This window comes from Bordetella ansorpii, assembly GCF_900078705.1.
GTDB lineage: Bacteria > Pseudomonadota > Gammaproteobacteria > Burkholderiales > Burkholderiaceae_B > Bordetella > Bordetella ansorpii_A.
Window position 1 is genome coordinate 547921 of the sequence record NZ_FKIF01000001.1, and the last position, 18046, is coordinate 565966.

The window sequence follows — 18046 nt, forward strand, 5'->3', positions numbered from 1 at the left end:
CCTGGCCTCGTCCTCGCCGAACATCAGCGCGTCCCGCAGGGCCTCGATGGAGTGGCCCTCGCGGATCAGCCGGAAGTACCACGCGCCGTCCGCGGTATCGCCATACAGGCAGGCGCCCGCCAGCTTGCCGTCCTTCACCACCAGCTTTTTGTAGATGCCCGTGGTGTTGTCGTACAGGGTGATCAGTTCCGCACCGTCCCCGCCCGAGAAATCTCCCGCCGAAAACAGGTCGATGCCGGTGACCTTGAGCTTGGTCGACGTCACGCTGCCCGGATAGTGGCCGATGCCGTGCAGCGCCAGATGATTGGCGGCCACGCGCGCCTGCTCGAACAGCGGCGCCACCAGGCCATAGCAGGCGCCGCGATGGCTGGCGCATTCGCCGACGGCATAGATGCGCGGATCGTAGGTCTGCAGCGTGTCGCTGACGACCACGCCCCGGTGGACCCGCAGGCCGCAGTGCTCGGCCAGCTCGGTGTTGGGCCGCACGCCCGCCGCCATCACGACCAGGTCCGCGGGAATCTCCTGCCCATCGGCGAAACGCACGCCACGGACGTGGCCGCCGCCATCGTCCAGCAACGCCTCGGTCTGCTTCGCCAGCAGGAAGGTCAGGCCGCGAGCCTGCAGGCTTTGCTGCAGCAGCGCGGCCGCATGGCCATCCAGCTGGCGGTCCAGCAACGCGCTGCCCAGGTGCGCCACCGAGACCCGCATGCCGCGCATCGCCAGGCCGTTGGCGGCCTCCAGGCCCAGCAGGCCGCCGCCGATCACCACGGCGTCGCCACCCCGCGCCGCCGCCGCGATCATGCGCTGCACATCGCCGATGCCGCGAAAGCCGATCACGCCGCGCAGGTCGCGGCCGGGCACGGGCAGCACGAACGGATGCGAACCCGTGGCCAGCAGCAGCTTGTCGTACGGCGCCTGCGAGCCATCGGCGCCATGCACCACGCGGCGCGCGCGGTCGATGCGCACCGCGGGACAGTCCAGTTTCAGGTCGATGCCATGCTCGCGGTACCAGTCCAGATCGTTCAGCACGATGTCCTGGAAGGCCTGCTCGCCGGCCAGCACCGGCGACAGCAGGATGCGGTTGTAGTTGGGATGCGGCTCGGCGCCGAACACCGTGATGTCGTACAGATCGGGCGCCTGCTTCAGCAGTTCCTCCAGCGTGCGCACGCCGGCCATGCCGTTGCCGATCACCACCAGCCGTTGCTTCATCGCATTCCCCAGGTGCTGTGTTCAGGCATGCGCGGGATGCGCGTAGCGCCGGTACAGGAAATCCACCACGCCCGCGCGGCACGCCTGGTAGGCCGGATCGCCCGCCAGCGCCACGCGGTCGCGCGGACGCGGCAGGTCCACCGGCAGGATGTCGCCGATGGTGGCCGCGGGTCCGTTGGTCAGCATGACGATGCGGTCGGAAAGCAGCACGGCCTCGTCCACGTCATGCGTCACCATGACGACCGTGCTGCGCGTCTTGGCCACGATGCGCAGCAGTTCGTCCTGCAGGTGGGCGCGGGTCAGCGCATCCAGGGCGCCGAACGGTTCGTCCATCAGCAGCACACGCGGCTCGATGGCCAGCGCGCGCGCAATGCCCACGCGCTGTTTCATGCCGCCGGAGATCTCGCGCGGCAGCTTGTCGCGCGCCGCCGTCAGCCCCACCAGATCCAGCGCGGCCTGCGCGCGCTCGTTCTGCCGCGCCCGGCTTTCGCGGCCGCCGAACACGCTTTCCACGGCCAGGTGGATGTTCTGGAAGCAGGTCAGCCACGGCAGCAGCGAATGGTTCTGGAACACCATCGCGCGGTCCGGGCCGGGCCCGGCGATCTCGCGCTCGGCGCACAGCAGCACGCCCGAGGTGGGCCGCGCCAGGCCGGCGATCAGGTTCAGCAGCGTCGATTTGCCGCAGCCCGAATGGCCGATCAGCGTGACGAACTCGCCGGTGTCGACGGTCAGGTCGATGTCGCGCAGCGCCACGAAGGGCTTGCCGCGCGCGGTGAAGACCTGGCCGACGTTCTCGATGCGCAGGGATTTGTGCATGATGTCACTCCTCGTAGGCGAAGCGGCGCGCGATCCGCAGCAGCGCAAGCTCCAGCAGGAGCCCGACGATGCCGATCACGAAGATGGCGACCACGATGTGCTCCACCTTCAGGTTGTTCCATTCGTCCCACAGCCAGAAGCCGATGCCGGTGCCGCCCGTCAGCATCTCGGCGGCCACGATCACCAGCCAGGCCGTGCCGATGGACAGCCGCACGCCGGTCAGGATGTAGGGCAGGACCGCGGGCAGCAGCACGCGCGTCACCACCTTCCATTCGGACAGGTTCAGCACCCGCGCCACGTTCAGGTAGTCCTGCGGCACGCGCGACACGCCGGCCGCGGTGTTGATCACCATGGGCCAGATCGAACAGATGAAGATGGCCCAGATCGCCGCGGGATCGGCCGCCTTGAACAACAGCAGCCCCAGCGGCAGCCAGGCCAGCGGCGACACCGGCCGCAGCAGGCTGACGATGGGAGAAGCCATGGCGCCGGCCATCGCATAGCGGCCCATGATGAAGCCCGCGGGAATGCCCACCAGCGCGGCCAGGCCGAAACCCAGGCCCACGCGCCGCAGCGAGGCCAGCACGTTCCAGCCCACGCCCTTGTCATTGGGGCCGTTGTCGTAGAAGGGATCGGCGAACAGCTGCGCCGCCGCATGCCACGTCTTGCCCGGGGTGGGAATCTCGGGCACCAGCAGCGAGATGCACTGCCACATCAGCACGAACACCGCGAATCCGGCCAAGGCGCCGATCGCCCGGCGGGCGGCGGGTTCGTAGACTTCGCGCAGGAACGGCGTGCGCGCGGCGGCCGCCGCCGAGGGCAGCGACGGGGAGGGGGAAGACGTCATGACGGAAGTGGACATGTCAGGCCGCCTTGATCTTGAAACCGTCCGCGTACGCGACGGGGTTGCTGCCGTCCCACACCACGCCGTCGATCAGCGTGGACTTGCGGGTCTCGGACGACGGCAGCGCCGCGCCCGCCGCCGCGGCGGCCTGCTTGTAGAGGTCGATGCGGTTCACCTGGCGCGCCACGGCCAGGTAGTCGGGATGCTCCTTCATCAGTCCCCAGCGCTTGTGCTGCGTCAGGAACCACATGCCGTCGCTCAGGTAGGGGAAGCTGGCCTCGCCGTCGCCGTAGAAACGCATGGCGTGCGCGTCGTCCCACTTCTTGCCCGCGCCGTCCTCGTAGCGGCCCAGCATGCGGTCGACGATGCCCTGCGCCTCGGTGTTCACGTAGGCGCGCGCGGCGATGGTCTCGGCCGTCTTGCGGCGGTTCTCGGGCGAGGCGTCGATCCATTTGCCCGCTTCGAGAATGGCCGCGGTGACGGCGCGCGCGGTGTTGGGATTGCGCTGAACGAAATCGGACGTCGTGCCCAACACCTTCTCGGGGTGATCGGTCCAGACCTGCTGCGTGGTGCAGGCCGTGAAGCCGATCTTGTCCATGATGGCGCGCGCGCCCCAGGGTTCGCCCACGCAGAAGCCGTCCATGTTGCCCACGCGCATGTTGGCCACCATCTGCGGCGGCGGCACGGTGATGGCGCGCGCGTCGCGGAACGGATCGATGCCGTAGGAGGCCAGCCAGTAGTACAGCCACATCGCGTGCGTGCCGGTGGGAAAGGTCTGCGCGAAGGTGTAGTCGCGCTTTTCCTTCGCCATGACCTTCGCCAGCGACTCGCCGTCGCGCGCGCCGGCCGCAAGCAGCTTGCTGGACAACGTGATGCCCTGGCCGTTCTGGTTCAGGCTCATCAGCACCGCCATGTCTTTCTTGGGGCCGCCCACGCCCAGGTGCAGCCCGTAGACCAGGCCGTACAGGACGTGCGCCATGTCCAGCTCGCCGTTGGCCAGCTTGTCGCGCACGGAGGCCCAGGACGCCTCCTTGCTCGGCACGATCTTCACGCCGTGTTTCTTGTCGAAGCCCATCACCGAGGCCATCACCACCGAGGCGCAATCGGTCAGCGGAATGAAGCCGATGCGCACTTCGGGCTGCTCGGGCGCGTCGCTGCCCGCGGCCCAGGCGCCGGCGCGCACCAACGGATCGACCAGGGTCAGCACACTTGCGCCCGCCGCGCCGGCCAGCCACCGGCGGCGTTGCGGATTGGCGGCCGGCGAACCGGCGGGGGACGGCTTGGCGGTGAGGCGAGAAACAGACATCGTCGAGACTCCGGAAATAATGCCGTGGAAAGTGCCCCGCGCCGCGCCTTCGGCCCGCCCTCCCGATAGGGGGCTTTGCCTGGACGCTGCGCCTTGGCAAAAAAAAAGCGCCCCGCATATCCCGGGACCAGTTGCCCGGGATGTTGCGGAACGCCGTTGTTCCTGACTGCATTGCAAGAGCGGAGGGCTTTGGTGGCCGTCCAACCTCCTTCAAGCAATCGCTGTGCCAGCTTTGATCTCCTGGATTTTCCTTTTTGTATTCATGGACTTGCCAGGATGGCCCACTTACCCGCTGGCGCCAGGCCCGGGGTTGGGCGCACAGAAGCGGTGCGCAGCCCGATGCCATCGCACTGTTTTCGTGCCGCATCGCAACAATGCTGGTGCCAGCACCTGGCGCGGCCATAAGGACTAATAACCCTAGGGAATATCAATCCAATAAATCAGACGTTGTAGGGATGTAGCCGGGCTTCCTATGATCCCGGGTATCCTGCGGGCCATTGTGGTCCGCGCCTGGTTATTCCCGATGAAGCTCTTTCCGATATTTGCCGACCTCAAAGGCCGGCGTGTGCTGGTGGTAGGCGGTGGCAGCGTGGCGGCCCGCAAGGTGCTGGCGCTGCAAGAGGCCGGCGCGGCCGTGCGCGTGGGCGCGCCCGGGCTCGAACCGGCGCTGGCGCGGCAGGCCGCCGAGGGCGGCATCGATCACGTGGCCGGCCATTTCGAACCTGCCTGGCTGGACGACGTCTGGCTGGTGGTGGCCGCCACCGACGACCGCGAGGTCAACGCCGCCGTCGAAGCGGCCGCCAATGCGCGCCGCATCTTCTGTAATGTGGTCGACGTGGCCGAGCTGTCATCGTTCCAGGTGCCCGCCATCGTCGACCGCTCGCCGCTGGTGCTGGCCATCTCGTCCTCCGGCGTGGCGCCCGTGCTGGCGCGCCGCCTGCGCGAGCGCCTGGAATCGCTGCTGGACCACACGCTGGGCCCGCTGGCCGAACTGGCCGCGCGCCATCGTCCGCGTATTCGCGCGGCCCTGCCCGACCTGGGCCGGCGCCGCCGCTTCTACGACTGGCTGCTGGATGGCCCGGTGGCTGGCTGGCTGCGCCAGCAACAGCCCGCGCAGGCCGAGGCCGAACTGACCGGGATGCTGGACCGCGGCTGGCCGCAGGAGGCCGGCAGCGTGGTGCTGGTGGGCGCCGGTCCCGGCGATCCCGGCCTGCTGACGCTCAAGGCGCTGCGCGCGCTGAACGAAGCCGACGTCATCCTTTACGACCGCCTGACCAGCGCCGACGTGCTGGCGCTGGCTCGGCGCGATGCCGATCGCGTCTCCGTGGGCAAGCTGCCCGGCGAGAACCACGACGCCACGCAGGCCCGCATCCACGCGCTGATGGTGGAACATGCGCGGGCCGGCCGCCGCGTGGTGCGCCTGAAGGGCGGGGACGCCTTCATCTTCGGCCGCGGCGGCGAGGAACTCGAACATCTGCGCGAACACGGCGTGCGCTACGAAGTGGTGCCCGGCGTCACCGCCGCGCTGGCCTGCGCGGCCTATGCGGGCATCCCCCTGACGCACCGCGATCACGCGCAGTCGGTGCGCTTCGTCACGGCGCACTGCCGCCAGGACGAGGACACGCTGGACTGGGACGGCCTGGCGCGCGGCAGCCAGACACTGGCGTTCTACATGGGCGTGGGCCAGCTCGAATACCTGTCCGAGCGCCTGATCACGCACGGCCGCGCAGCCGAAACGCCCTTCGCACTGGTGGAAAACGGCAGCCGGCCCGAGCAGCGGGTGGTGACCGGCACGCTGGCCGACCTGGCCGCGCGCGCGCGCGCCCACGGCATCCATGCGCCCGCGTTGCTGATCGTGGGCGAGGTGGCCGCGCTGGGACCGAAGCTGCACTGGTTCGGCCAGTCGCTGGAGGCGCACGGCGAATGACACGTTGATCGCGGCGCAGTGATGGACGGCTACGCCGCCGTCAACACCGCTCGCCCTACCACCTTGCCCTGGCGCAGCGAGGTCAACACGCTGTCGGCCTCGGCCATCGGATGCCGGGTGACGGGCACGGGCGCCACCTTGCCGCCGCGCACCAGGTCCATCAACTCGCGCAGTTCCGCCAGGTTGCCCACGTAGCTGCCGATGATCGACAGCGCCTTCATCGGAATCAGCGCGATGGGCCATGACGAGCCGCCGCCGAACAGGCCCACCACGATCAGCTTGCCGCCCTTGGTCAGGAAGTCGAACGCCAACCCCGTGGTGGAAGGCGCGCCGACCAGGTCGATGGCGCCGGACAACGGTTGCCCGCCCGCCGCCGCGATGATCTGCCGCGCCGCATCCGGCGCCGCGCCATCGATGGCCGCCAAGGCCCCGGCATCCCGCGCAGCCTGGCGCTTGGCCGGATCGATGTCGACCACGATCGCGCCCGCGCCGCCCAGCGCCTCGATCAGCGTCAGGCACATCAGGCCCAGGCCGCCCGCGCCGAAGATGACGATGGGACGCTGCGTATACACCTCGGCGCCGATCTTCTTCAGCGCGGAATACGTGGTCAGGCCCGAGCAGGCGTAGGGCGCGATCAACGCGGGATCCAGGTCGCCGATGTCGATCAGGTAGCGGGGATGCGGCACCATGATGTATTCGGCGTAGCCGCCCGGCCGGTGCACGCCCAGGCAGGCCGGCGCCGAACAATGGTTCTCCAGGCCCGAGGCGCAGGCCGGGCACTTGCCGCAACCGATCCACGGATACACGAGATATCGACGTCCCTCGTCCAGGCCCTGGACCTGGGCGCCGACCGACACCACCTCGCCCACGGTCTCGTGGCCCAGCGTCAGCGGCAGCGTGACGCCCCGCTCCTTCAGCGACAGCGTGCGTCCCTGTCCCAGGTCGTAGCCGCCTTCCCACAAGTGGATGTCGCTATGGCACACGCCCGCGGCGCGCACCTTCAGCAGGACCTGGGTTCCCTGCGGCTGGGGCGTGGGCTGATCGAGCGCCTGCAGCGGTTCGCGGAAATTGACAACGCAATAGCACTTCATCAAAGCCTCCTGGTTCTACTTCTTGACCGACGGGCACTCGCTTTCCGCCAGCGACACGAACACTTTCTCGCCCGGCACGGTGGACAGGATCCTGTAGAAGTCATTGGCGTACTTCGATTCGGCCGGCTTCTTCACCTCCACCAGGTACATATCCATGATGACGCGGCCATCCTCCGGGCGCACGCGGGCGTTCCTGACCAGCCGGGTCGTGATGGGCAGCTCGCGCATCTTGCGGTTGACCGCCGCGCCATCGAAGGTGCCCGCGGCCTGCGCGGCCTGCAGATAGTGCACCGTGGCCACGTAGCTCAGCGCCTGCACGATGGACGGCGCACGCGTCGTGCCCACCTTCTGCTGCCAGCGGCGGGTCCAGGCGCGCGTGTCCTCGTCGGCGTCCCAGTAGAAGCCTGTGGGAAACGTCAAACCCTGCGCCACGTGCGGGCCCATGGCCTGCACGTCGTTGATGAAGGTCAGGAAGGTCATCAGGCGCTGCCTGCCGCCCGCCAGCCCGAACTCCTGCGCCTGCTTGATCAGGTTGACCAGGTCGCCGCCCGCGCTGGCCAGGCCCACCACGTCCGCGCCGGACGACTGGGCCTGCAGCAGGAACGAGGCAAAGTCCAGCGCGCCCAGCGGATGCCGCGTGCTGCCCAGCACCTTGCCCCCGGCCGACTGCACGAAGCGGGTCGCGTTGGCTTCCATCGACTTGCCGAACACGTAATCGGTGGTGATGAAGTACCAGTTCTTGCCGCCCTGGTCGACCACGCTGCGCACCACGGCATTGGCCAATGCGTAGGTATCGGGCGCCCATTGGGTGCTCAGTTCGCTGCATTGCTTGCCGCTGAAGTCGCCTGCGAAGCCGCCGCTGATCAGCGCGGCCCCACCCTTCTCGCGCGCCACGCCCTGCGCCGCCAGCCCGGCGGAACTGGCCCCGCCATCCACCACGGCCACCACGCCCTGCGTGTCGAACCAGCGCCGCACCAGCGACGAGGCCACGTCGGCCTTGTTCTGGTTGTCGGCGCCGATGACCTCGACCGTCTTGCCCGCGACCTGGCCGTTGAAGTCCTCGACGGCCATGCGCACGGCCATCTCGGACCCGAGTCCGCCCAGGTCGGCATAGATGCCGGATCGATCGTTGGATACGCCCAGGCGGACGACGTCCTGGGCCTGGGCGGCGCCCACGGCGAATGCCGCGGCCACGGCCGCCACTACAGCGGAAATGCGCATCTGCTTGTCTCCGGCGCGGCCTGAGGCCGCTTATTTTGATAGGCACAAATGCGAAGCATCGGGCAGCGGCGTGCAGCCGCCTGAAAGAAATTTCCGGTACGGAAAATTCCTGCATTGACTGTAGGAGCGGGCGGGGACAAAGTCAACGGCCCGAGGCGGAATCGCCTCGGGCCGTTGAGCGCGTGCGCGGAAAGACGGGGGCGCCTGAAGTCCGCATCGCGGCGCGGCCTCGGTGCGTATGTCGGTGCGTAGTCGGTGCGTACGAGCGCGGGCGGCCGCCACGGCCGCGCGGCTCAATGGTTCTTCTGCTTGGTGCCGAAGATGCGGTCGCCCGCGTCGCCCAGGCCAGGGATGATGTAGCCGTCGTCGTTCAGGCGTTCGTCGATGGACGCCGTGTAGATGTTGACGTCGGGATGCCTGGCCAGCACCGCGTCGATGCCGACCGGCGCCGCCACCAGCACCAGCGCGCGGATCTCGCGGCAGCCGGCGCGCTTGAGCATGTCGATGGTGGCCAGCATGGAGCCGCCGGTGGCCAGCATGGGATCGACGATCAGCGCCAGGCGCTGGTCGAGCTCGCCCACCAGGCGCTCGACGTAGGTGTGCGCTTCGAGGGTCTCTTCGTTGCGGGCCACGCCCACGACGCTGACCTTGGCCCCGGGAATCAGGCTGAGCACGCCATCCAGCATGCCGATGCCGGCGCGCAGAATGGGGACGACGGTGACCTTCTTGCCGGCGATCTTCTCGACCTTGACGGTGCCGCACCAGCCTTCGACCTCGGCTTCGATCAGCGGCATGTCCTTGGACGCCTCGTAGGTCAGCAGCGCGCCGACTTCCTGCGACAGTTCGCGAAAGCTCTTGGTGCTCAGGTCGGCGCGCCGCATGATCCCCAGCTTGTGGCGAATCAGCGGATGACGAATTTCATGCACGGGCATGACAGGGATCTCCAGGGAATACGAATACGGCATGCGCCGGCCAGCGTGCAGCCGGAATATCGTAGCTTGGTTTCCGGGCAGGATGGCCGCAGGTGTGGGCGCGGGGCGGGCGGGATGTTAACCCGTCTTGGTTCCCTGGCCTTGGCCTGTGTGTATTGGCGTTTGATGGGTTCTTGCGGCGTCATGCAACGGCCGCCATACAGCGGCATGCGGAGGGTGGCGCCCCTGCGCATGTTTTCCGATTCCCTTGCGCCCACGGCAAGCCCCTCTCCCCCTGGCTCACCACCACGAAACAGGCGGGATCGTCGACGGGCACGGCGGCTGGCAGAGCAACGGCTGACGCAATAGGTGAAAGGGGTTTGTATTGCGGACTGCCGTGGACTCGGAAAATCTTCGAGGCACGGCCGGTGGTGGATAGCGGCATCCGCCGCATGGCCCGGACCGCCCTCCAGAGGCGACGTCAGAACTCGAAATACTCCCGATCCAACAACCACCCAGGACCGCGCCAAAAGATCAGTTCCGATCCACCAGCCACGCAATCAACGCATCATCGAACGCCCGCACCGCCCCCGCCTGCTCATGATTGACGATGCTGACGATGACGTACCGCTTGCCGTTGCTCCCCAACACGTAGCCGGCGATGGCTCGGACGTCGCGCAGGGAACCGGTCTTCAGATGCGCCATGCCCTCGGCATCCTTGCCGCGCAGGCGACGGCGCACCGTGCCGTCCACCCCCGAGATCGCCAGCGACGACATGTACTCGGGCATGTACGGCGAGGACCACGCCAGCGTCAGCAGCGAGGCCAGGCTTTCCGCCGACACCCGGGCCTCGCGGGCCAGGCCGGCGCCGTTGTCGATCACCAGCTCGGGCATCTTCAGGCCCTGCGCCGTCAGCAGCGCACGCGCCACCATGTCGCTGCTGGCCACCGTGGCCGGACGCGCACCGCGCTCGGCGCCCAGCGTCAGCAGCAGCGTGCGCGCCATCACGTTGTTGCTGCGCTTGTTGATCGTGCGGATGATCTCGCCCAGCGGTTTCGATTCGTTGGCCGTCAACAGCACCGCGTCGGCGGGTACGCGGCCGGCGCGCACCTGGCCCGTGAACTTGCCGCCCAGGTCCGTCCACAACTGGCGGAACACCGCCTGGGCATATTCGGGCTGCGACAGCGCCAGACGGTACAGGCTGAATTCACCGCAGGAACCCGCGACCGTGCCCCCCACGCGCAGCGAGACACCCTGCTGGGTCATCACGGGATCGGTCGTCACCACCGGCGGGCCAGGGCAGCGCGCGTCGCTCCATTGCACCTTGCCCTCGATGCGCACGCCGGGCAGCGGCGGATCGATGTAGGGCACCCAGCGGCGCGTGGCCGCATCGGGCACGAACAGCAGGCGCATCGCGCCGAAGCCCACCATCAGGGCGTCGGGGCTGGCGTTGTAGGCGCGGTCTGGCGCGCCGTCGAAGGCGCCGGGATCGATGGACACCTGGCCGAAGATGCTGCGGTCGATGACCAGGTCGCCGATCTGCCTCACCCCGCGCAACCGCAGGTCGCGCAGCAGGTTCCACACGTCCTGCAGCATCAGTTGCGGATCGCCGCCGGCGCGCAGGTACAGCGGGCCGGGCAACACACCCTTGGCATCGGGGCGCATGCCCGGATCGGCCAGCAGTTCGGTGCGCCAGATGTAATTGGGGCCCAGTTCCGACAGCGCCGCCCAGGTGGTGACCAGCTTCATCACCGAAGCCGGGTTGCGCGGCGTGGTGGCGTTGATGCTCGCCAGGCGCGGGCCGCCGATCTCCTGCACGACCAGCGACAGCGAATCGTCGGGCAGGCCGCTCTTCTTCCAGATGGCCGCCAACTCGGGCGGCAGCGCCTGGGCATGCCCCTGTGCCGCCGCCAGCACCAGCCCGGCCGCCGCCAGCCATCGTTTCAGTATTCCCGCTCGCTTGACCGCCATACGCGCCACGCCGCCGTGTTCCAGAAAACCGTGAGCATACCGAATCAAGCTTGCGGCCAGCCCAAAGCCGGCCGTCGAAGGCGCCGGGTTCACCGGCGACCCGGCTCGCCACGCGCCGGGCTTCATCCGGGCGGCGGGCGGTGTTGCCGCGCCGTCATACAATAGCGGGTTGTCCCGCGGCCCGATGCCGCGTCACTCTTTTTCGGCTGTCCCCCGCGTGTCCGCCCCGCTCACCCTCTCCGATTTCGACTACGAACTGCCGCCCGAGCTGATCGCGCAGCATCCCGCCGCCCAGCGCGGCGGCAGCCGCCTGCTGCACCTGGATGCCGCCAGCCAGCTGCACGACCGGCAGTTTCCCGACCTGGCCCACTTGCTGCGCGCGGGCGACCTGCTGGTCTTCAACGACACCCGCGTCATCAAGGCGCGCCTGGCCGGCCACAAGGCCGGCAGCGGCGGCAAGGTCGAAGTGCTGGTCGAACGCCTGGTCGAACCCACCCGTGCCCTGGCCCACGTGCGCGCCAGCAAGTCGCCCGGTCCCGGCACCGTGCTGCGCCTGGCCGACGCGTTCGACGCCGAGGTGCTGGGCCGCGAGGGCGAACTGTTCGACCTGCGCTTTCCGGCGCCGGTGCTGGACCTGCTGGACGCGCACGGCGCCACGCCGCTGCCGCCCTACATCACGCACGCCGCCGAGGAAACCGACGACAGCCGCTACCAGACCGTCTACGCCCGCGAGCCGGGCGCGGTGGCCGCTCCCACCGCCGGCCTGCACTTCGACGAGCCCATGCTGCAGAAACTGGCCGGCCTGGGCATCGAGCGCGCCTTCGTCACCCTGCACGTGGGCGCAGGCACCTTCCAGCCGGTGCGCGTCGAGAATCTGGCCGAGCACGTCATGCACGCCGAGTGGTACACCGTGCCGCAGGCCACGGCCGATGCCGTAGCGGCCACCCGCGCCCGCGGCGGCCGCGTCGTGGCCGTGGGCACCACCAGCGTGCGCGCGCTCGAATCCGCCGCCGCCCGGACGGATGCGGCGGCTGGCGCGGCGCCCGGGGCGGCGCGTCCGGGCCGCGACCGTCCGCTCGAAGCCTCCCAGGGCGATACCCGGCTGTTCATCACGCCGGGCTACCGCTACCGCGCGGTCGACGCCCTGCTGACCAACTTCCACCTGCCCCAGTCGACCCTGCTGATGCTGATATCGGCCCTGGCCGGCATGGACCCCATCCGCCGTGCCTACGCGCATGCGGTGGCCCAGCGCTACCGCTTCTTCAGCTACGGCGACGCCATGTTCATCGAAACTCCCCGCCCATGACCGGACTGCGCTACGAACTGCTGGCCACCGACGGCGCCGCGCGCCGCGGCCGCATCACCCTCAACCACGGCACGGTCGAAACCCCGATCTTCATGCCCGTGGGCACCTATGGCAGCGTCAAGGCCATGCTGCCGCACGAACTGAAGGAAATCGGCTCGCAGATCGTGCTGGGCAACACCTTCCACCTGTGGCTGCGCCCCGGCACCGGGGTCATGCAGAAGCACGGCGGCCTGCACGGCTTCATGCAGTGGGACAAGCCCATCCTGACCGACTCGGGCGGCTTCCAGGTGTTCAGCCTGCAAGGCATGCGCAAGATCACCGAGGAAGGCGTGAAGTTCGCCTCGCCCATCGACGGCGCGCGCCTGTTCCTGACGCCCGAGGAATCGATGCGCATCCAGCGCGGGCTGAACTCCGACATCGTCATGGTGTTCGACGAGTGCACGCCCTATGAAATCGACGGCCGTCCCGCCACCGCCGAGGAAGCCGCCCGCTCGATGCGCATGTCGCTGCGCTGGGCGCGCCGCTCGCGCGACGAGTTCGACAGGCTGGAAAATCCCAACGCCCTGTTCGGCATCGTGCAAGGCGGCATGTACGAATCGCTGCGCGACGAGTCGCTGGCCGGCCTGCGCGACATCGGTTTCCACGGCTACGCCATCGGCGGCCTGTCGGTGGGCGAACCCAAGGAAGACATGCTGCGCATCCTGGCGCACGTGGCGCCGCGCCTGCCGGCCGACGCCCCGCGCTACCTGATGGGCGTGGGCACGCCGGAAGACCTGGTCGAAGGCGTGGCCAGCGGCGTGGACATGTTCGACTGCGTGATGCCGACCCGCAACGCGCGCAACGGCTGGCTGTTCACGCGCTTCGGCGACCTGAAGATCCGCAACGCGCGCTACCGCGACGACACCCGCCCGCTCGACCCCACCTGCGGCTGCCACACCTGCCAGCACTTCTCGCGCGCCTACCTGCACCACCTGCAGCGCGCCAACGAGATCACCGGCGCGCGCCTGAACACGCTGCACAACCTGCACTTCTACCTGGACCTGATGCGCCAGATGCGCGAGGCCGTCGCCGAAGGCCGTTTCGACGCCTGGCGCGCGCAATTCGCGGCGGACCGGGCGCGCGGCATCGATTAGAGACGGGTCCGCGCCGATTTGGCCCGGACCCGGCGGGCCAAAGCCAATTCCCCCTGCCGGAGGGGCGGTTGCCGTCCCCCGAACTCGTGTCGCGCGACTGCCAGGCAACCCCGCTACAATAGTCGGCTTGCCCTGTTCAATGGCTCGCGCGGGGACAGGGCGCGATTAGATGTAGGGACGGTACACCGGAAAAATCCCGGAACCAGGCACGGCCACGCGCCGTGCCGGCCAGAGCCGGCCTCGAAGCCGGCCTGGGCCCGTCACCGCCAACCCAAAAACACTGATATTTGCAGGGAGTTCAACCATGTCCGCAATCGACACCGCCGGCCTCGTCCTGGCCCAGGCCGCCGCTCCGGAAGGCAATGCGCTGATGGGCATGCTGCCCATCGTGCTGATGTTCGTGATCCTCTATTTCCTGATGATCCGTCCGCAGATGAAGCGCCAGAAAGAGCATCGCAACATGGTGGCCGCGCTGGCCAAGGGCGACGAAGTCGTCACCGCCGGCGGCATGCTGGGCAAGGTCTCCAAGGTGACCGACAGCTACGTCACGGTCGAGATCGCCGACCTGGCCGAGAAGCCCGTCGAGGTGATCATGCAGAAGACCTCGGTCACGACCGTGCTGCCCAAGGGAACCATCAAGGCCCTGTAAGCCTCTGATCAGGCCCCGCACGCGGGGCCTTTCGTCTTCTTTACGCATCAATCGCCGGCAATGAACCGCTATCCTCTCTGGAAATACATCACGGTCCTGGTCGCGGTCGTGATCGGCCTGCTCTACACGCTGCCCAACTTCTACGGCGAATCCCCCGCCGTGCAGGTCTCCAGCGCCAAGGCCACCATCAAGGTCGAGCCCGCCATGCTGGAACAGATCCAGCAGATCCTGGCCAACGCCAAGCTCGAGCCCACCAGCGTCTACTACGAGCTGAACGGCACGCTGGGCACCGTGCGCGCCCGCTTCCCGTCCACCGACGTGCAGCTGCAGGCCCGCGATGCGATCGACCACGCGCTCAATCCCGATGCCAGCGATCCCCGCTATACCGTCGCGCTGAACCTGCTGCCCGCCTCGCCCACGTGGATGCGCTGGCTCGGCTTCTTCGAGCCGCGCCCCATGTATCTGGGCCTGGACCTGCGCGGCGGCGTGCACTTCCTGCTGCAGGTCGACATGCAGGGCGCCCTGACCGCCCGCTACGACTCCCTGTCGGCCGACGTGCGCAGCGTGCTGCGCGACCAGAAGATCAACGTGTCCGGCGTCGAACGCTCGGGCATGTCGGTCGTGGCCACCTTCGCCAACGACGACGACCGTTCGCGCGCCCATGACGCGCTGCGCAGCCGCCTGACCGAACTGGCCTACACCGAGAACAACGATGGCGGCCGTCCCCAACTGGTCGGCCAATTGAGCCCCGCCGCGGTCACCCGCGTGCAGGACAACGCGCTCAAGCAGAACATCAACACCCTGCACAACCGTATCAACGAGCTGGGCGTGGCCGAACCCGTCATCCAGCAGCAGGGCGCCGACCGCATCATCGTCCAGTTGCCCGGCGTGCAGGACGTGGCCAAGGCCAAGGAACTGCTGGGCCGCACCGCCACCCTCGAAATCCGCATGGTCGACGATTCGCCGGCCGCGATGAGCGCGCTGGCCAACGGCACCGTGCCGTTCGGCCTGGAACGCTACACCGACCGCGACGGCTCGCCCGTGCTGGTGCGCCGCCAGGTCATCCTGACCGGCGAAAACCTGCAGGACGCCCAGCCGGGCCGCGACCAGCAGACGCAGCAGGCCGCCGTGCACCTCACGCTGGACAGCAAGGGCGCGCGCATCTTCCGCGACGTCACCCGCGACAACATCGGCAAGCGCATGGCCATCCTGCTGTTCGAGAACGGCAAGGGCGAAGTGGTCACCGCGCCGGTCATCCGTGGCGAGATCGGCGGCGGCCAGGTGCAGATCACCGGCAGCATGACCGCCGAGGAAGCCGCCGACACGTCGCTGCTGCTGCGCGCCGGCTCGCTGGCCGCGCCGATGTCCATCATCGAGGAACGCACCATCGGCCCCAGCCTGGGCGCCGACAACATCTCGAAGGGCTTCCACTCCACGCTGTATGGCTTCCTGGCCATCGCCGTGTTCATCATCCTGTATTACCACCTGTTCGGCGTCTTCTCCACCGTCGGCCTGACGATGAACGTGCTGCTGCTGCTGGCGCTGCTGTCCATGCTGCAGGCCACGCTGACCCTGCCCGGCATCGCGGCCATCGCGCTGACGCTGGGCATGGCCATCGACTCGAACGTGCTCATCAACGAGCGCATCCGCGAGGAACTGCGCAACGGCGCCACGCCGCAGCAGGCCATCCACCACGGCTTCGAGCGCGCCTGGGGCACCATCCTCGACTCGAACCTGACCACACTGATCGTGGGCCTGGCGCTGCTGGCCTTCGGCTCCGGCCCCATCCGCGGCTTCGCGGTGGTGCATTGCCTGGGCATCGTCACCTCGATGTTCTCCTCGGTGATCGGCGTGCGTGCGCTGGCCAACCTGTGGTATGGCCGCCAGCGCAAGCTGACGCGCATTTCGATCGGCACCGTATGGCGTCCGAACCCGGACAAGAAGAATGCCGGCGGCAACGCCCCGGCCATCAAGTGAAGTAGAGGCCGATCATGGAATTCTTCCGCATCCATCGCACCATTCCATTCATGCGCAATGCGCTGGTGCTGAACATCATCAGCCTGGTCACGTTCGTGGCGGCGGTGTTCTTCATCATCACGCGCGGCTTTCACCTGTCCATCGAGTTCACCGGCGGCACGGTCATGGAAGTCAGCTATGCGCAGACCGTGCAACTGGACAGCGTGCGCGGCGCCGTCGGCAAGCTGGGCTACAGCGACTTCCAGGTGGCCAACTTCGGCACCTCGCGCGACGTGCTGATCCGCCTGCCGCTGGCCGAGGGGCAAACCTCGGCCACGCAAAGCGAATCGGTGATGCAAAGCCTCAAGGCGGCCGACCCGTCGGTCGAACTGCGCCGCGTCGAGTTCGTCGGCCCGCAGGTGGGCCAGGAACTGCTGCACAACGGACTGATGGCGCTGCTGGTGGTGGTGGCGGGCATCATGCTCTACCTCGGCCTGCGCTTCGAATGGAAGTTCGCCGTGGCGGGGGTCATCGCCAACCTGCACGACGTGGTCATCATCCTGGGCTTCTTCGCGTTCTTCCAATGGGAGTTCTCGCTGGCCGTGCTGGCCGGCGTGCTGGCGGTGCTGGGCTACTCGGTGAACGAATCCGTGGTCATCATGGACCGGATCCGCGAGAACTTCCGCAAGTACCGCAAGGCCAGCGTGGTCGAAGTCATCGACGGCGCCATCACCCAGACCATCTCGCGCACCATCATCACCCACGGGTCGACCCAGATGATGGTGCTGGCCATGCTGTTCTTCGGCGGCCCGTCCCTGCACTACTTCGCGCTGGCGCTGACCATCGGCATCTGGTTCGGCATCTACTCGTCGGTCTTCGTGGCCGCCGCGCTGGCCATGTGGATGGGGGTCAAGCGCGAGGATCTGATCAAGCCGGTCAAGAAGGAAGGCGAGGCCGAAATCGTCTGATCCACGGCGCGTGCGTCAGGCATGAAAGAATCCCCGCCCGGGGATTTTTTCATGGGCGGGCGCCCTGCGCGGCGCAGTGCGCCATCGCCTGCCTGACCAGGGTGTCCACGCGGCGCGGCGACATGCCATGCCGGCGAGCCACCTCGCCACGCGTCATGTCCTCGATCCGCAGCGCCGCCAGCACCGCCTGATAGCGGTACGGCAGACGCTGCAACGCGGCCAGCAGCGCCCGCACCTCCGAGCGCCCCTCGGCCACCGCCTCGGGCCCGGGCGCGGGATCGGCAAGCGCATGCAGGGCGTCGTCCGCATCGTCCGCATGGCGCCACATCCGGTCGCCACGCAGGCGATCCATGGCGAGGTTGCTGGCCACCCGATACACATACGCCTCGGCGCAGCGCACCGAATGCGGCAGCGCCATGTCGCCCAGCCGCAGCCAGGCCTCGTGCAGGCAATCGCTGGCCGCGTCGGCACAGCCCAATTGAAGCCGCAGGCGGCGATGCAGCCGCGCATAGTTCTCCACCAGGCAGGCGCGCAGGCCCGCCGCGCGCCCGCCATCGTCCGAAGCGGGGCCGCCCGTGGCGCCGGCCCCGTCCAGGCAATCGACGAAGGTCATGTCCATGATGGTCGATTCCGTGGTCCGTCCGCCGCGCCTGCGCGCCGCCACGCGCCGCGATCCGGGCGCAGGCCGCCATCCCCGCCGCGGCCTGCCGTGCAGGCAGGCCGCCAGCGCACATGGCGGGC

The 18046-nt window shown here is 68.5% G+C and carries 14 protein-coding genes and 1 pseudogene; 6 read left to right on the forward strand and 9 right to left on the reverse strand.

Annotated elements, in window-relative coordinates; genetic code table 11:
- Positions 1–12 precede the first annotated feature (12 nt).
- From A6745_RS02205 to A6745_RS02220, 4 genes and pseudogenes are all read right to left on the reverse strand, one after another.
- Positions 13–1209: pseudogene (locus A6745_RS02205) on the reverse strand (NAD(P)/FAD-dependent oxidoreductase); the annotation flags it as partial.
- A 21-nt stretch (positions 1210–1230) separates the two neighbouring features.
- Positions 1231–2025 carry an ABC transporter ATP-binding protein gene (locus A6745_RS02210; RefSeq protein ID WP_066122997.1) on the reverse strand — a complete coding sequence of 265 codons (795 nt, stop codon included), beginning with the start codon at positions 2023–2025 and terminating at the stop codon, positions 1231–1233.
- 4 nt (positions 2026–2029) lie between these two features.
- Entirely contained in the window at positions 2030–2884 is an 855-nt protein-coding gene (gene ntrB / locus A6745_RS02215) for a nitrate ABC transporter permease (protein ID WP_156513253.1), read from the reverse strand.
- Position 2885: 1 nt separating this feature from the next.
- The gene (locus A6745_RS02220; RefSeq protein ID WP_066122998.1) at positions 2886–4172 is read right to left on the reverse strand and encodes a CmpA/NrtA family ABC transporter substrate-binding protein; all 1287 of its coding nucleotides are present in this window, start codon (positions 4170–4172) and stop codon (positions 2886–2888) included.
- Positions 4173–4695: 523 nt separating this feature from the next.
- On the opposite strand from A6745_RS02220, the gene cysG reads away from it, so the two are divergent.
- Positions 4696–6099: a siroheme synthase CysG gene (gene cysG / locus A6745_RS02225; RefSeq protein WP_066123747.1), complete on the forward strand. Its 1404-nt coding sequence runs from the start codon at positions 4696–4698 to the stop codon at positions 6097–6099.
- 29 nt (positions 6100–6128) lie between these two features.
- Here cysG and A6745_RS02230 read toward each other — a convergent pair whose 3' ends face one another.
- The 4 genes from A6745_RS02230 to dacB form a co-directional block, all read right to left on the reverse strand.
- Positions 6129–7190 carry an alcohol dehydrogenase gene (locus tag A6745_RS02230; RefSeq protein WP_066122999.1) on the reverse strand — a complete coding sequence of 354 codons (1062 nt, stop codon included), beginning with the start codon at positions 7188–7190 and terminating at the stop codon, positions 6129–6131.
- 15 nt (positions 7191–7205) lie between these two features.
- The gene (locus A6745_RS02235; protein ID WP_066123000.1) at positions 7206–8411 is read right to left on the reverse strand and encodes an ABC transporter substrate-binding protein; all 1206 of its coding nucleotides are present in this window, start codon (positions 8409–8411) and stop codon (positions 7206–7208) included.
- Positions 8412–8704: 293 nt separating this feature from the next.
- Positions 8705–9343, reverse strand: a complete 639-nt coding sequence (gene upp, locus A6745_RS02240; RefSeq protein ID WP_066123002.1) for a uracil phosphoribosyltransferase — start codon at positions 9341–9343, stop codon at positions 8705–8707.
- Positions 9344–9856: 513 nt separating this feature from the next.
- On the reverse strand, positions 9857–11293 hold the full coding sequence (gene dacB / locus A6745_RS02245) for a D-alanyl-D-alanine carboxypeptidase/D-alanyl-D-alanine endopeptidase (RefSeq protein ID WP_066123003.1): 1437 nt from the start codon (positions 11291–11293) through the stop codon (positions 9857–9859).
- 184 nt (positions 11294–11477) lie between these two features.
- Here dacB and queA point away from each other — a divergent pair, with 184 nt between their 5' ends.
- The 5 genes from queA (at position 11478) to secF (ending at position 17305) form a co-directional block, all read left to right on the forward strand.
- Complete coding sequence (gene queA / locus A6745_RS02250) at positions 11478–12599, forward strand: tRNA preQ1(34) S-adenosylmethionine ribosyltransferase-isomerase QueA (RefSeq protein ID WP_066123005.1); 1122 nt, start codon at positions 11478–11480, stop codon at positions 12597–12599.
- A complete protein-coding gene (gene tgt, locus A6745_RS02255; RefSeq protein ID WP_066123006.1) occupies positions 12596–13732 on the forward strand; it encodes a tRNA guanosine(34) transglycosylase Tgt in 1137 nt (378 codons plus the stop codon). Before queA ends, tgt begins: the two co-directional genes overlap by 4 nt.
- 304 nt (positions 13733–14036) lie before the next feature.
- Positions 14037–14381, forward strand: a complete 345-nt coding sequence (yajC, locus tag A6745_RS02260) for a preprotein translocase subunit YajC (RefSeq protein ID WP_066123008.1) — start codon at positions 14037–14039, stop codon at positions 14379–14381.
- A 60-nt stretch (positions 14382–14441) separates the two neighbouring features.
- Positions 14442–16358: a protein translocase subunit SecD gene (secD, locus tag A6745_RS02265; protein WP_066123010.1), complete on the forward strand. Its 1917-nt coding sequence runs from the start codon at positions 14442–14444 to the stop codon at positions 16356–16358.
- A gap of 14 nt (positions 16359–16372) precedes the next feature.
- Positions 16373–17305: a protein translocase subunit SecF gene (secF, locus tag A6745_RS02270; RefSeq protein WP_066123012.1), complete on the forward strand. Its 933-nt coding sequence runs from the start codon at positions 16373–16375 to the stop codon at positions 17303–17305.
- Positions 17306–17354: 49 nt separating this feature from the next.
- Here secF and A6745_RS02275 read toward each other — a convergent pair whose 3' ends face one another.
- Entirely contained in the window at positions 17355–17924 is a 570-nt protein-coding gene (locus tag A6745_RS02275) for an RNA polymerase sigma factor (RefSeq protein WP_066123014.1), read from the reverse strand.
- Positions 17925–18046: the final 122 nt, after the last annotated feature.